At 69.8% G+C, this 12,642-nt stretch carries 17 protein-coding genes; 10 read left to right on the top strand and 7 right to left on the bottom strand.

Features of this window, described 5'->3' with window-relative positions; all coding sequences use genetic code 11:
• The first annotated feature begins 340 nt into the window (after positions 1-340).
• From OG707_RS27055 to OG707_RS27045, 3 genes are read left to right on the top strand one after another with little or no spacing between them, the layout of a single operon-like run.
• Positions 341-1,303: an ABC transporter substrate-binding protein gene (locus OG707_RS27055; RefSeq protein WP_329122727.1), complete on the top strand. Its 963-nt coding sequence runs from the start codon at positions 341-343 to the stop codon at positions 1,301-1,303.
• Between the two features lie 48 nt (positions 1,304-1,351).
• Positions 1,352-2,287 (top strand): amino acid ABC transporter permease, encoded by a 936-nt coding sequence (locus OG707_RS27050; RefSeq protein WP_329122725.1) that lies wholly within the window; start codon positions 1,352-1,354, stop codon positions 2,285-2,287.
• Entirely contained in the window at positions 2,284-3,045 is a 762-nt protein-coding gene (locus OG707_RS27045; protein ID WP_329122723.1) for an amino acid ABC transporter ATP-binding protein, read from the top strand. The genes OG707_RS27050 and OG707_RS27045 overlap by 4 nt, the downstream gene beginning before the upstream one ends.
• 58 nt (positions 3,046-3,103) lie before the next feature.
• Here OG707_RS27045 and OG707_RS27040 read toward each other — a convergent pair whose 3' ends face one another.
• A complete protein-coding gene (locus tag OG707_RS27040; RefSeq protein WP_329122721.1) occupies positions 3,104-3,865 on the bottom strand; it encodes a class I SAM-dependent methyltransferase in 762 nt (253 codons plus the stop codon).
• 107 nt (positions 3,866-3,972) lie between these two features.
• Here OG707_RS27040 and OG707_RS27035 point away from each other — a divergent pair, with 107 nt between their 5' ends.
• Positions 3,973-4,566, top strand: a complete 594-nt coding sequence (locus OG707_RS27035) for a CGNR zinc finger domain-containing protein (protein ID WP_329122719.1) — start codon at positions 3,973-3,975, stop codon at positions 4,564-4,566.
• On the opposite strand, the gene sodX is transcribed toward OG707_RS27035, so the two are convergent.
• Positions 4,506-4,934, bottom strand: a complete 429-nt coding sequence (sodX, locus tag OG707_RS27030) for a nickel-type superoxide dismutase maturation protease (protein ID WP_329122717.1) — start codon at positions 4,932-4,934, stop codon at positions 4,506-4,508. The genes OG707_RS27035 and sodX overlap by 61 nt on opposite strands.
• A 142-nt stretch (positions 4,935-5,076) precedes the next feature.
• Between sodX and sodN the strand changes: the two genes are divergently transcribed.
• Positions 5,077-5,472 (top strand): superoxide dismutase, Ni, encoded by a 396-nt coding sequence (gene sodN, locus OG707_RS27025; protein ID WP_206961343.1) that lies wholly within the window; start codon positions 5,077-5,079, stop codon positions 5,470-5,472.
• 70 nt (positions 5,473-5,542) lie between these two features.
• Here sodN and OG707_RS27020 read toward each other — a convergent pair whose 3' ends face one another.
• Both OG707_RS27020 and OG707_RS27015 read right to left on the bottom strand, forming a co-directional pair.
• Positions 5,543-6,247, bottom strand: coding sequence for a VOC family protein (locus OG707_RS27020; RefSeq protein ID WP_329122713.1), 705 nt, complete (start codon positions 6,245-6,247; stop codon positions 5,543-5,545).
• A 103-nt stretch (positions 6,248-6,350) separates the two neighbouring features.
• Positions 6,351-6,773, bottom strand: coding sequence for an ArsI/CadI family heavy metal resistance metalloenzyme (locus OG707_RS27015; protein WP_329122711.1), 423 nt, complete (start codon positions 6,771-6,773; stop codon positions 6,351-6,353).
• Between the two features lie 79 nt (positions 6,774-6,852).
• Between OG707_RS27015 and OG707_RS27010 the strand changes: the two genes are divergently transcribed.
• The 4 genes from OG707_RS27010 to OG707_RS26995 are packed head-to-tail and all read left to right on the top strand — an operon-like array spanning position 6,853 to position 9,239.
• Positions 6,853-7,236, top strand: a complete 384-nt coding sequence (locus OG707_RS27010) for an ArsR/SmtB family transcription factor (protein WP_329122709.1) — start codon at positions 6,853-6,855, stop codon at positions 7,234-7,236.
• Complete coding sequence (arsB, locus tag OG707_RS27005; RefSeq protein WP_329122707.1) at positions 7,233-8,312, top strand: ACR3 family arsenite efflux transporter; 1,080 nt, start codon at positions 7,233-7,235, stop codon at positions 8,310-8,312. The genes OG707_RS27010 and arsB overlap by 4 nt, the downstream gene beginning before the upstream one ends.
• Positions 8,305-8,730 (top strand): arsenate reductase ArsC, encoded by a 426-nt coding sequence (locus OG707_RS27000; RefSeq protein ID WP_329122705.1) that lies wholly within the window; start codon positions 8,305-8,307, stop codon positions 8,728-8,730. The genes arsB and OG707_RS27000 overlap by 8 nt, the downstream gene beginning before the upstream one ends.
• On the top strand, positions 8,727-9,239 hold the full coding sequence (locus tag OG707_RS26995; RefSeq protein ID WP_329122702.1) for a GNAT family N-acetyltransferase: 513 nt from the start codon (positions 8,727-8,729) through the stop codon (positions 9,237-9,239). Before OG707_RS27000 ends, OG707_RS26995 begins: the two co-directional genes overlap by 4 nt.
• 11 nt (positions 9,240-9,250) lie before the next feature.
• Here OG707_RS26995 and OG707_RS26990 read toward each other — a convergent pair whose 3' ends face one another.
• Positions 9,251-9,673, bottom strand: coding sequence for a nitroreductase/quinone reductase family protein (locus tag OG707_RS26990; protein WP_329122700.1), 423 nt, complete (start codon positions 9,671-9,673; stop codon positions 9,251-9,253).
• Between the two features lie 141 nt (positions 9,674-9,814).
• On the opposite strand from OG707_RS26990, the gene OG707_RS26985 reads away from it, so the two are divergent.
• A complete protein-coding gene (locus OG707_RS26985; protein ID WP_329122698.1) occupies positions 9,815-11,497 on the top strand; it encodes a serine/threonine-protein kinase in 1,683 nt (560 codons plus the stop codon).
• On the opposite strand, the gene OG707_RS26980 is transcribed toward OG707_RS26985, so the two are convergent.
• Positions 11,498-12,235, bottom strand: coding sequence for a hypothetical protein (locus OG707_RS26980; RefSeq protein WP_329122696.1), 738 nt, complete (start codon positions 12,233-12,235; stop codon positions 11,498-11,500). It lies immediately after the preceding gene.
• Positions 12,236-12,249: 14 nt separating this feature from the next.
• A complete protein-coding gene (locus OG707_RS26975; RefSeq protein ID WP_329122694.1) occupies positions 12,250-12,639 on the bottom strand; it encodes a hypothetical protein in 390 nt (129 codons plus the stop codon).
• Positions 12,640-12,642 lie beyond the last annotated feature (3 nt).

The raw sequence follows: 12,642 nt of genomic DNA, 5'->3' as shown, positions 1-12,642 counted from the left end.
AAGAGTGCCGCCGGAGCCCGATCGCCGCTCCCTGCCCGTGACATGACTCATAGCGGGATATCTGGACAAGTCCGCTACGCAGTAGCAAACACGTCCATCAGGCGAGATATGCGGGAGATCCTCCCGCCGGAGTGTCGGATTCCTGCAGATGGTCCGGCCTTGCAGTACCGGCCAGTTGAGGAACGGGGGTGACCCGTTATCCGATTTTGACATGGGTAGCCCCCTGAATGGGCTAGTCCGAATGGCAAGATGCCGTAATCACACACGATCGCCGCACGCAAGGACGCGTGCGCGGTCGACGCCGCATCGGTAACTCCCCACCTGCCGGAGGATCCAGACCATGACCGCAAGCACCACCCGCCGTACGACCGCACAGAAGTCCCGTATAGCCGCGGTCGGCGCGATCGCGGTCGCCGGCGCCCTGCTGCTGACCGCCTGTGGCGACCAGACGAAGAGCGACGACACCAAGTCCTCGTCCTCCGCGAAGACCGGCACGGCCGCCGACCTGCTCCCGGCCGACATCAAGGCCAAGGGCAAGATCATGGTCGGCTCCGACATCGCGTACGCGCCGGTCGAGTCGACGGACGCCTCCGGCAAGACGGTCGGTATCGACCCGGACATCGCCGACGCCCTCGGCAAGCAGCTCGGCGTGAAGTTCGAGTTCCAGAACGGCAAGTTCGCCGACCTCATCGCCGGTCTCGCCGCCAAGCGGTACGACATCGCCATGTCGGCCATGACGGACACCAAGGACCGTCAGAACGGCGTCGACAGCGACACCAAGAAGAAGGTCGGCGCGGGCGTCGACTTCGTCGACTACTTCACCGCCGGTGTCTCGATCTACACCAACAAGGGTGCCAACAGCGGCATCAAGACGTGGGACGACCTCTGCGGCAAGTCGATCGGTGTGCAGACCGCCACCTTCTCGCAGGACCTCGCGAAGGCCCAGGCCAAGAAGTGCACCGCGGCCGGCAAGAAGACCGTCAAGATCGAGGACTTCCCGACCAACCCCGAGGCCGAGACGCGCATGCGCTCCAAGGGCGTCGACGCGGTCTCCGCGGACTTCCCGATCGCCGCGTACTCGGTGAAGAACTCCGGCGGCGGCAAGTACTTCGAGATCGTCGGCGACCAGGTCGAGGCGGGCCCGTACGGGATCGCGCTCGCCAAGGGCAACGACAAGCTGCGGGACGCCATCCAGGCCGCCCTGCAGGCGATCATCAAGAACGGTGAGTACGACAAGATCATCTCGAAGTGGGGCGTCGAAGAGGGCGCCAACCACGACGCGAAGATCAACGGCGGTTCCTGACCCGCGTTCCGTACCGCTCATCAACGGGGGAACTGAAAGGCACCATCCGTGACTGTTGACGTCAGCAAGACGGACGGCCCCGCCGACACTCCGCCACCCGCTGCCGGACCGGAGGCCATCGTGGCCGTCCCGGTCCGGCACCCGGGGCGCTATGTGTCCGCGGTCGTCGCGATCGGCCTCCTCGTGGCGATCGTCTACGCCTTCTCGCAGGGCAAGATCAACTGGGGCACCATCCCCGACTACTTCTTCAACGACCGGATCGTCACCGGCGTGTGGAAGACCCTCGAACTGACCGTGCTCTCCATGGCCATCGGCATCGCGGGCGGTCTGCTGCTCGCCGTGATGCGGATGTCCAAGAACCCGGTGACCAGCTCCATCGCCTGGGGCTACATCTGGTTCTTCCGCGGCACCCCGGTCCTGGTCCAGCTCTTCGTCTGGTTCAACCTGGGCCTGGTCTTCGAGTACATCAACCTCGGCCCGCTCTACAAGGACTACTGGGCCAGCTTCATGACGCCGCTGCTGACGGCGCTGCTCGGACTCGGGCTGAACGAGGCCGCGTACATGGCCGAGATCTGCCGCGCCGGTCTGCTCGCGGTCGACGAGGGCCAGACCGAGGCCTCCCACGCGCTCGGCATGAGCCACTCCAAGACCCTGCGCCGGATCGTGATCCCGCAGGCGATGCGAGTGATCGTGCCGCCGACGGGCAACGAAGTCATCAACATGCTGAAGACCACCTCGCTGGTCTCGGCGGTGCAGTTCCTCGACCTGTTCAAGGTGGCGCAGGACATCGGGCAGACATCAGGGGCGCCGGTGGAGATGTTCTTCCTCGCCGCCGCCTGGTACTTGGTGCTGACCTCGATCTTCAGCGTCGGCCAGTACTACCTGGAGCGGTACTACGCGCGCGGCTCGACCCGCGCCCTGCCGCCCACCCCGCTCCAGCGCCTGCGCTCGGCCGTGGGACGTTCGAAGGGAGCGGCCGCATGACCGCCATGGTGAAGGCCGAGGGCGTCCACAAGTCCTACGGCAGCGTCGAGGTCCTCAAGGGCATCGACCTGGAGGTCGCCCCGCAGGAGGTCTTCTGCCTGGTCGGCCCGTCCGGATCCGGCAAGTCGACGTTCCTGCGGTGCATCAACCACCTGGAGCAGATCAACGCCGGCCGGCTCTCGGTCGACGGCGAGCTCGTCGGCTACCGCGAGAAGAACGGCAAGCTCTACGAGCTCAAGGACAGCGAAGTCGCCCGGAAGCGCCGGGACATCGGCATGGTCTTCCAGCGCTTCAACCTGTTCCCGCACATGACGGCCATCGAGAACGTCATGGAGGCCCCGGTCCAGGTCAAGGGCGAGACGAAGGCCGTGGCACGCGCCCGCGCGACGCGTCTGCTCGACCGGGTCGGCCTCTCCGACAAGGCGGGGAACTACCCCTCGCAGCTCTCCGGCGGCCAGCAGCAGCGCGTCGCCATCGCCCGTGCGCTGGCGATGGAGCCGAAGCTGATGCTCTTCGACGAGCCGACCTCCGCACTCGACCCGGAGCTGGTGGGCGACGTCCTGGACGTCATGCGGGGCCTCGCCGAGGACGGCATGACGATGATCGTGGTCACCCATGAGATGGGCTTCGCCCGCGAGGTGGGCGACTCCCTGGTCTTCATGGACGAAGGTGTGGTCGTCGAGGCGGGCAGTCCGCGCGACGTGCTGACCAATCCGCAGCACGACAGGACGAAGTCGTTCCTGTCGAAGGTGCTGTAGGAGTACGGACATGAGGAGGGGGCGGTACGGAATCCCGTACCGCCCCCTCCCTTTTCGCCTACTTCAGGGCCAGCACCAGCGAGTCCCCGGGCGAGGCCCACACGCCCCGCGCCTCCCCGAACCCGGCGCCCTTCAGGGTCGCCACGTGCCAGTCGAGCGGCGGCATCTCCCCGTCCGCGTGCTCCCCGTAGATCTCGTACCGCCGCGCGGTCGCCTCGGCCAGCGCCGGGTCCTTCCCCGCGACGTCCCACCACTCGCGCCAGTCGAGCGCGCCGTCCGCCTTGGCGGCCTCCATGGCGCGCTCCTCGCCCGCCCTGACGGCGGCGTCGATACGGGGCGTGCCCTCGTGGGTCATGTGGTCGGCGTTCATGAACACGCCCCCGTCGCGCACCAGTTGGCCGATCTGTCCGTACAGCGCGGCGAGGGGTTCGATGTGCAGCCAGTGCAGGGCGGTCGCGGTGAGGACGGCGTCGTAGCTCTCGTACGGCAGCTTCTCCGTCCACGCCGGGTCCTTGAGGTCCGCGGTCACGAAGGTCACGCGGTCGTCCCCGGCGAAGTACCCCTGCGCGATCGCCAGCAGGGCGGGGTCGAGATCGACGCCGGTGCTGACGGCTCCCGGGAACCTCCGCAGCACCCGGTCCGTAATACTTCCCGTACCGCACGCGAGGTCCAGTACGCGCGGCTCGGGTCCCACCAGCGCCTCGACCATGTCCAGCATCACCCGGAACCGCTCCTCGCGGTCGGGCAGGTAGACCTCCTGCTGGCGGTCCCAGCTCCGCTGCCAGCCGGCCCAGTCCGTACCCGCCACTGTCTCCGTCATGACGACCCCTCCTCCGCAATCCGCCGGATGTAATACCCTAGAACCGCAATCGCCCGTTACTCCGAACGACCACGACCGACCCTAGACCGCCCCGGTAAGGACTACAAGTGGAACTGGCCTATTACTCGGATTACGCCGTACGTCTGGTCAACACCGAGGAGCCGGCCCGGAACAAGGACTCCCTCACCTCCGTGGAGGTGATCCGCGAGCTCTTCGGCGCCAATGTGCAGGCCTCCCGCCGGGCGACCGATTCCGACGTGACCCGCTTCCGTTCGGTACGGGCCAGGCTGCGCGCCGTCTTCGAGGCGGCGGACGGCGGCGACCAGACGCTCGCCGTGGACCTCCTGAACTCACTGCTCCTGGAGTTCCCGGTCTCCCCCCAGATCTCCGGCCACGACACCCCCAAGGAGGACGGCAGCCCGGACTGGCACATGCACCTGGCCGACCACCCCTCGAACGTCACGGCCGGCTATGCCGCGATCGCCTCCATGGGACTGGCCTTCCACCTCACCGAGTACGGGGTCGACCGCCTGGGCCTGTGCGAGGCAGCGCCGTGCCGCAACGCCTATCTCGACACCTCGACCAACCGCTCGCGCCGCTACTGCTCCGACCGCTGCGCGACCCGCGCCAACGTCGCCGCCTACCGCGCGCGCAAGCGCTTGGAAACGTCCCGGTCCGACAGCACGAGCCGTACGGACTGACAGAGCCACCCCAGGACCACACCCACCGTCCGCCGGCGCCCGGCCTCCACCGGCCGGTAGCGTCCGCGCACCCGGCCGAGCACGAGTTCGTCGGGGACGGTGCCGAACACCCGGCTGTCCAGGGCGTTCTCGGCGAGGCTGTCGCCGAGCACCCACCACCCCACGTCCTCGCGGCGCTCGATCAGCCGCTTCACGATGAGCAGATCCTGCTGCAGGGGATGGCGCAGCACCGCCACGTCCCCAGGCCGCAGTTGTGCCCCGTAGTGCACGAGCACCTGATCGCCCTGGCGCAGTGTGGGCAGCATGGAAGCCCCCATCACCTCGGCGATACCCCACGGCACACGCGGCTCCCGCTCCAGATCCGTCATCCGGCACCTCCCGGTCCGATCGTCCACGAGTCCCATAGTGACCCTGGACTTTTGTCCTAAGCCCTAGGGGGCACTCGCGAAAACGGGTCTCACACGGAGTAATGTCCCACCTGAGAAGACGATCACGAGGAAGGACAGCTAGATGCTTTCCCGCCTGTTTGCCCCCAAGGTCAAGGTCAGCGCCCACTGCGACCTGCCCTGCGGTGTGTACGACCCGGCCCAGGCCCGTATCGAGGCCGAGTCGGTCAAGGCCGTGCAGGAGAAGATGGCCGCCAACGACGACGCGCACTTCCAGGCGCGCGCCGTTGTCATCAAGGAGCAGCGCGCGGAGCTTGCCAAGCACCACGTGTCGGTGCTCTGGAGCGACTACTTCAAGCCCCCGCACTTCGAGAAGTACCCGGAGCTGCACCAGCTGGTCAACGACACCCTGAAGGCCCTCTCGGCCGCCAAGGCGTCGACGGACCCGAAGACCGGTGAGAAGGCTCTTGAGCTCATCGCCGAGATCGACCGGATCTTCTGGGAGACGAAGAAGGCCTGACGCCTGACTTGTCACCACGTCGACAGCACCCGGCATTCGCGCGAAGCCGGGTGCTGTCGGCGTTTTCCGGCTACTGGGGCTGTCGTACGGAGAACTCGTTGCCGTCGGGGTCGAGCAGCGCTCCGGTGTCGGTGCGCGTCGCGCCGAGTGCGATCAGGCGGTCGATCTCCGCCTCGCGGTCGGCGCCTGCGGGGAGTGCCAGCTCCAAGTACAGCCTGTTCGTGCCTGTCTTGGGCGCCACCGGGGGGCCACCCCACGTGATCTTCGTGCCGCCGTCCGGCGACTGGATCGCGGTCTCCTCGTCCTGGTCCCAGACCAGCGGCCAGCCCAGGGCCTCGCTCCAGAAGTAGCCGACCGCCTGGGTGCCGTCGCAGGACAGTGCTCCGATGAATCCGGTGTCGGCGAGGAATTTGTTGCCCGCCGGGATCACGCAGAACTCGTTGCCGTCCGGGTCCGCGAGCACCACGTGGCTCTCTTCGGGGAGTTGGCCCACGTCGATGTGCTTTCCGCCGAGTTCCAGCGCCCTGGCCACCGTCTGCTGCTGGGCCTCGGGGGTGGCGCTCGTCAGGTCGAAGTGCGCCTGGTTCTGGCGGGTCTTGGGCTCCTGGCTCGGCAGGAAGCGGATGCGGAAGCCGGCGCCGTCGGGGGGCAGGATCGTGACGCCGTCGTCGTCCTGGCTTTCGGCCGGCTTCCAGCCCAGGACCCCGGACCAGAACTGCGCCAGGGCCGGGGGCCGGGTCGCGTGGAAGCAGATCGCGAACAGTTGACTGGTCATACCCGGTACGTCTCCGATCCGCGGACCGCCCCTGTGGCGCCTCGCGCGCGCAGCCTAGGGCCGGCCGCGGGGCGCCGCATCCGAGTTTCGGGCGGTACGGCTCTCAACTTCCGCAGCAGCAGGCCTCGGCCTCCGGGGCGGCGCCCTTGCCCAGTTGATCGGCGTCGGCCTTGACGACGTAGACCTCCCACGGCTCCTTGCCGGGGCCGTGGACCCAGACCTTGTCCTGGAGGGCGTAGCAGCAGGAGGTGTCGTTCTCCTCGAACGTCGCGAGGCCTGCGTCCTTGAGGCGGGTGGTGGCGGCGGTGACCTCGTCGGTGGTGTCGACCTCGACGCCGAGGTGGTCCAGGCGGGTCTCCTGGCCGGGTTCGCCCTCGATGAGGACGAGCTTGAGCGGCGGGGTGGTGATCGCGAAGTTGGCGTATCCGGGGCGGCGCTTGGCGGGTTCGGTGCCGAAGAGCTTGGAGTAGAAGGCGACCGACGCTTCGAGGTCGGCGACGTTGAGCGCGAGCTGTGCACGGGACATGGCGGTCTCCCCGGGTTGTTGTATTGATGGCTGTCGATGCAACCTTGCGCCTTGGATCGGAGAACGTCAATATAGAAGCATGTCGAAACAAAAGTTGGAGCTGGTGGTCCTCGGGCAGGACGACGGCGCCGCAGGCTGCTGCCCCACTCCCCTGCTGACCGCCCCGCTGGACGAGGATCAGGCCGCCGATCTGGCGAAGGTGTTCAAGGCGCTCGGAGATCCGGTACGGCTGCGACTCCTGTCGATGATCGCCTCCCGTGCGGGCGGCGAGGTGTGCGTCTGTGACCTCACGCCGGCCTTCGAGCTGTCGCAGCCGACGATCTCCCACCATCTGAAGCTGCTGCGCGAGGCGGGGCTCATCGCCTCGGAGCGCCGGGGGACGTGGGTGTACTACCGGCTGCTCCCGGAGACCACCGACCGCCTCGCCGCGGTCCTCACCCGCCGTGCCGGGGCGCTCTCTTGAGCTCCGGCGCGGGTCGTCTGTCGTTCCTCGACCGCTTCCTCGCCGTGTGGATCCTGTGCGCGATGGGCGTCGGTCTCGGCCTGGGGCGCATCGTTCCGGGCCTGGGGGACGCGCTGGCGAGGGTCACCGTCACCGGAGTCTCGCTGCCGATCGCTCTCGGGCTGCTGGTGATGATGTACCCGGTCCTCGCGAAGGTCCGCTACGACCGGCTGGACACCGTCACCCGCGACCGGCGTCTCCTCGTCCCCTCGCTCGTCCTGAACTGGGTTGTCGGGCCTGCGCTGATGTTCGCCCTCGCCTGGGTCTTCCTGCCCGACCTGCCCGCGTACCGGACCGGCCTGATCATCGTCGGACTGGCGCGCTGCATCGCCATGGTCGTCATCTGGAACGACCTCGCGTGCGGCGACCGCGAGGCCGCCGCGGTGCTCGTCGCCCTGAACTCCGTGTTCCAGGTCGTCGCGTTCGCCGCCCTGGGCTGGTTCTACCTGGACGTGCTGCCCGGTGCGCTGGGGCTGGAGCAGACCTCGCTCGACGTATCGGTGTGGGAGATCGCCCGCTCTGTGCTCATCTTCCTCGGCATTCCGCTGCTCGCCGGGTACCTCACCCGCCGCCTGGGCGAGAGGGCCAGGGGCCGCACCTGGTACGAGACGAAGCTGGTCCCCCGCATCGGTCCGTACGCCCTGTACGGGCTGCTCTTCACGATCGTGGTGCTGTTCGCGCTGCAGGGCGACGCGATCACCTCCAAGCCCCTGGACGTCGCGCGGATCGCGCTGCCGCTGCTGGTGTACTTCGCGCTGATGTGGGCGGGGTCGATGGCGGTGGGCCGCGCGGTCGGCCTGGACTATCCGAAGGCGACGACACTGGCGTTCACCGCGGCCGGCAACAACTTCGAACTGGCCATCGCGGTCGCCATCGCCACGTTCGGCGCCACGTCGGGCCAGGCTCTGGCCGGGGTCGTCGGCCCGCTCATCGAAGTCCCGGTTCTGATCGGCCTGGTCCACGTCGCGCTGGCCAGCCGCCGCTACTTCCCCGAGCCGACAGCGGCTCTCCACCCGAAGGACTCCGCGCATGCCTGAGCCAGGAACGCCGTCCGTACCGTCGGTGCTGTTCGTGTGCGTCCATAACGCGGGCCGCTCACAGATGGCCGCCGCCTTCCTCACGCACCTCGCGGCCGGCCGGGTCGCGGTCCGCTCGGCCGGCTCCGCTCCGGCCGACGCCGTGAATCCGGCAGCCGTAACGGCCATGGCGGAGGCGGGCGTCGACATGTCCGCCGAACGCCCGAAGGTGCTGACCACGGAGGCCGTCCAGGCGTCCGACGTGGTGATCACCATGGGCTGCGGCGACTCCTGCCCGGTCTTTCCCGGGAAGAGGTACGTGGACTGGAAGCTCGAAGACCCCGCCGGTCAGGGCGTCGAAGCGGTCCGCCCGATCCGGGACGAGATCGAGCGGCGCGTCCGTGGTCTGCTCGCCGAACTCGGAATCGAGGCACCATGACCGCCGCACGGCCGGCCGGGGGTCGCATCACACCCCTGCGCCCCGAACACGCCCAGCAGGTTCTGGCGATCTATCAACTCGGCGTCGACGAGGGCAACGCCACGTTCGAGACCGTCGCACCGGACTGGGAACGGTTCGACGCGACCAGGCTGCCCGAGCACCGCCTGGTCGCGCTCGATGCGCAGGAGCGCGTACTGGGCTGGACCGCCGTGGTTCCGGTCTCCGACCGCTGCGCCTACGCCGGCGTGGTCGAGCACTCCGTCTACGTAGCCCCCGAAGCCCGTGGGCGCGGTGCGGGACTCGCCCTGCTGACCGCGCTCCTGGCGTCCACCGACGCCGCCGGGATCTGGACGGTGCAGTCCGGCGTCTTCCCCGAGAACGACGCCAGCCTCGCCCTGCACCGGAAGGCCGGGTTCCGCGTCATCGGCACCCGCGAGCGCATCGGTCTGCACCACGGCCGGTGGCGGGACGTCGTCCTCGTCGAACGCCGCAGCCCGACCGTGCGCTGAGGCGTCAGGCGTCAGACGTCCGACCGTGTAAGGACGACGACCGGGATGATCCGGCTGCCTGCGCGGGTCGCGAAGTCCGCGAAGTACGGGGTGAGCGGGAGCTGTTGGGCCCAGAGCCTGGCGCGCTCCTCGCCCTCCGTCGCTGCCGCCGTCACCTTGAAGGAGCCCTTGCCGATCTCCACCAGGGCCGACGGGTCGGCCAGGAGGTTGTGGTACCAGCCCGGGTGGTGCTCCCGACCGCCGTTGGCGCCGAAGACCACCAGGCGTTCGCCGTCCTTCAGGTACAGCAGCGGCATCGTGTGCTGCTCGCCGGTGCGCGCGCCGGTGGTGGTGAGGAGCAGCAGAGGCGTTCCGGCGAAGTCGCCGCCCACCACGCCTCCCGCCGAGCGGAATTCGTCGATCACCAGTTGATTGCGTTGCAGTCGCTCTGACATCGGTGCCGTCCGATCGTCTCGCCACGTGTCGCCCGCTCCCGGACGATCTGCCCGTGGGAACGGTACGCCGTGCCGTCCCGGCGCGCTGCGGTAGCCTCACCTCTTCCCGGTGGGAGCCGGGAGGAGCGAGGGGGAACCACCATGCCGGAGCAGCAGCCAGCCGCCGTCCTGGAGCGGGTCGGCGCCCTGCCCCTGCCGGGCGGCGGGCCGACCCGTATCGGTCCTTACGCGCTGGTGGGGGTGCTCGGCAGTGGTGGCATGGGGCGGGTCTATCTGGGGCGGCCCGCGGACGGGGGTCCCGGGCTCGTCGCCGTGAAGGTGATCCGGCCCGAGTACGCCGAGGACCCCTCCTTCCGGCGGCGCTTCGAGCGGGAGGCGGCCGTGGTGGGGCGGGTGCGCAGTGCGTACGCGCCGCAGCTGACCGGGACCGGCTTCGACGGTGAACTCCTGTGGATGGGAACGGAGTTCATACCGGGGATCTCGCTGGCCACCGCCGTACGGGAGTACGGGCCGCTGGAGCCCGCCGGGGTGTGGCGGCTGGTGGGGAATCTGGGGCGGGCCGTGTCCGCGCTGGCTGCCGTCGGTGTCGTACACCGGGATCTGAAGCCGTCCAATGTGATCCTGTCCGGGCGCGGGGCCCACGTCATCGACTTCGGGATCTCGCACTCCGTGGAGAGCACGGCGATCACTTCGACCGGGGCCCGGGTCGGCACCCCCGCCTATATGTCGCCGGAGCATCTGCGCGACGGGCGGACCGACACCGCGTCCGATGTCTTCTCGCTGGCCTGCACGCTCGTGTATGCGGCCACCGGGACCGCGCCGTTCGGGGACGGGACGGGCGTTGATGTGATGCACCGGGTGGCGTACGAGCCGCCCCGGCAGGAGGTGCTAGGGGCCCTCGCCGCCGCCGATCCCCGGCTGGCGGAGCTGCTGGGCGCGTGCCTGGCGAAGGAGCCCGAGCGGCGGCCCATTCCGCAGTACCTGGCCGACGCGGCCGCCCGGTCGCAGGGGGCAGAGCCGCAGTGGCAGGAGCCTCTGGCCGGTCAAGTGCGGGAGCGGCAGCGGGCGTTCGAGGTGCTGACCGAGATGGGCGTGGAGCACACCGTCTATCTGCGGGCGTCGGACGGCGTGCCCGCCGACCCCGACTCCCGGCCCACCGTCGCGACCCCGGCGACCGCGGCCCGCTCCCGGCGGCGGAGGACGGGGATCGCCGTGGCGGCAGGCATCGCGGTGTGTGCGGTGGCCGTGGGTGCGCTGGTGGTCGTACGGGGCGGGGATTCCGGTTCCGGGGGTGCGGCGGCTGCCGTCTCGTCGGCCTCTGCAGGGGTCAAGGAGTCGCAGGCAGGCGGGAGTTCGGAGCTGGTGACCTCGGACACCGGCTCCGCGAGCCCGTCCGCGTCGGGCAAGAAGGCCCAGGGCGCGGAGAGTTCGTCGCCGCAGCCCGGGGCGAGCGGCAGCGGGGCGGCGACCCCGTCCGCGAAAGCCACTCGTACGGCCAACACCTCCGCCGCACCCACCCGGAGCTCCGCTCCGCCGGCCACCTCGAAGCCGACTCCGAAGCCGACGCCCACCCCCGCCTGGATCAGCGAGTGCACGTACTACTCGGGCACCGTGCAGACCGAAGCGGGCGACAAGGGCCAGCGGGTGGTGCAGGTGCAGTGCATGCTGACCAAGCGCGGGTACTCGGTGGGCGCCTCGGGCGTGGACGGGGACTTCGGCTCGGACACGACGGCCGCGGTGAAGCGGTTCCAGACCGCGCGGGGGCTGGAAGTGGATGGGCAGGTCGGGCCCAACACCTGGGCCGCGCTGAGGAGTTGGAGCTAGTCAGTCGAGGGGGTCGGTCACCGCGACGCGGTGGGCCTCCAGGCCGGGGGTGGCGAGGAGTTCGGCGATGCAGGACTCGGATCCGCCGACGTACGTACTGAACAGGTCGGTGTCGCCGCCCACGCACCACGCGCGGTCCTCGGGCCACCACAGGTCGGGGAGTTCGTCGGGCCAGGGGCAGTCGGGGTCCGCCTCCCCTGCCTCGGCCGGGGACGCGGCGTCCGCGAGGCGGCCGGCGAGGAGGATCTCCTCGCGGCCGGGGGTCTCGAAGGCGGGGACGCCGGTCCAGTCGTACTGCCCGTAGCCGTGCCAGAGCCCGAACCAGCAGCGGTCCGGCGTGCGGGTGTGCCGGGCCAGGACGGGAATCAACGTGCGGGCCTCGGCGGCGGGGGTCGGGCCCTCCTTGGGGAGGTACTCCCAGACGCCCGGGCGGCTCAGGTCCCGGTTGTCGAGGTCGAAGCGGTGGCCGAGGCCGATCAGCTCGTGCCAGCGCGTCCCGCCCGACACCGTACGGCCGTACGCCGCCGCCACCTCGTCCCAGCGCACCGGGCGGCCGTCCAGCTCCGCCGGGTGCAGGATGCGCGCGTACGCGGCAAAGCCGGGGGCGCAGACCCCCGCCACCGTGCCGAAGCCGTCGCCGGCGCCGTCGCACGACTGCGGACGGACCAGCCAGCGCGCCGGGGCGAGGTCCTGGCCCTCGATGCGCAGGCGGCCGTAGGTGGCGGGAGTGGTGAGCATGGCCCCAGTCTGGCTCAGCTCCAGAGCGCCTGCAGCACGCCGAGGCCGCTGCAGCCGTCGCCGCCCGACGGGTCGTCCGCGTACACCGTGTAGAGCGCGAAGGCCTGCACGAGCAGCAGCACCGGGATGAGGCAGGCCGCGACCGTGGCGAACGTCCGCAGGCCGCCGGCCGGGCGGGCGCGCAGTGCGCGCAGGAGCGCGCCCGCCGCCAGGGCGCAGACCGGGGCCGCCCAGGCCGTGACGTACATACGCGTCGACGGGCCGAGGTACTCGCAGTGCTGGAAGGTGTCGCCGTCGAAGGTGAAGAACGCCACCGTCAGCGCCGCCGACACCGCCACCAGGAGCGGGACGAGCAGGAAGAGCCCCTGGCGGGACGGGGCGGACTGCGGGTGAGTCGTCGTCATCGC

Origin of the sequence: Streptomyces sp. NBC_01465 (assembly GCF_036227325.1) — a bacterium.
In the GTDB taxonomy this organism is placed as follows: domain Bacteria; phylum Actinomycetota; class Actinomycetes; order Streptomycetales; family Streptomycetaceae; genus Streptomyces.
Note: the sequence above shows the minus strand (reverse complement) of the source record. Positions and strands in the feature narration are given on the sequence as shown.

Bases quoted from the DNA above. Each gene is read 5' to 3' on its own strand.
- OG707_RS27055 (WP_329122727.1), top strand. From the start codon at position 341: ATGACCGCAAGCACCACCCGCCGTACGACCGCACAGAAGTCCCGTATA.
- OG707_RS27045 (WP_329122723.1), top strand. From the start codon at position 2,284: ATGACCGCCATGGTGAAGGCCGAGGGCGTCCACAAGTCCTACGGCAGC.
- OG707_RS27040 (WP_329122721.1), bottom strand. From the start codon at position 3,865: ATGACGGAGACAGTGGCGGGTACGGACTGGGCCGGCTGGCAGCGGAGC.
- sodX (WP_329122717.1), bottom strand. From the start codon at position 4,934: ATGACGGATCTGGAGCGGGAGCCGCGTGTGCCGTGGGGTATCGCCGAG.
- sodN (WP_206961343.1), top strand. From the start codon at position 5,077: ATGCTTTCCCGCCTGTTTGCCCCCAAGGTCAAGGTCAGCGCCCACTGC.
- OG707_RS27020 (WP_329122713.1), bottom strand. From the start codon at position 6,247: ATGACCAGTCAACTGTTCGCGATCTGCTTCCACGCGACCCGGCCCCCG.
- OG707_RS27015 (WP_329122711.1), bottom strand. From the start codon at position 6,773: ATGTCCCGTGCACAGCTCGCGCTCAACGTCGCCGACCTCGAAGCGTCG.
- OG707_RS27010 (WP_329122709.1), top strand. From the start codon at position 6,853: ATGTCGAAACAAAAGTTGGAGCTGGTGGTCCTCGGGCAGGACGACGGC.
- OG707_RS27000 (WP_329122705.1), top strand. From the start codon at position 8,305: ATGCCTGAGCCAGGAACGCCGTCCGTACCGTCGGTGCTGTTCGTGTGC.
- OG707_RS26995 (WP_329122702.1), top strand. From the start codon at position 8,727: ATGACCGCCGCACGGCCGGCCGGGGGTCGCATCACACCCCTGCGCCCC.
- OG707_RS26990 (WP_329122700.1), bottom strand. From the start codon at position 9,673: ATGTCAGAGCGACTGCAACGCAATCAACTGGTGATCGACGAATTCCGC.
- OG707_RS26985 (WP_329122698.1), top strand. From the start codon at position 9,815: ATGCCGGAGCAGCAGCCAGCCGCCGTCCTGGAGCGGGTCGGCGCCCTG.
- OG707_RS26980 (WP_329122696.1), bottom strand. From the start codon at position 12,235: ATGCTCACCACTCCCGCCACCTACGGCCGCCTGCGCATCGAGGGCCAG.
- OG707_RS26975 (WP_329122694.1), bottom strand. From the start codon at position 12,639: ATGACGACGACTCACCCGCAGTCCGCCCCGTCCCGCCAGGGGCTCTTC.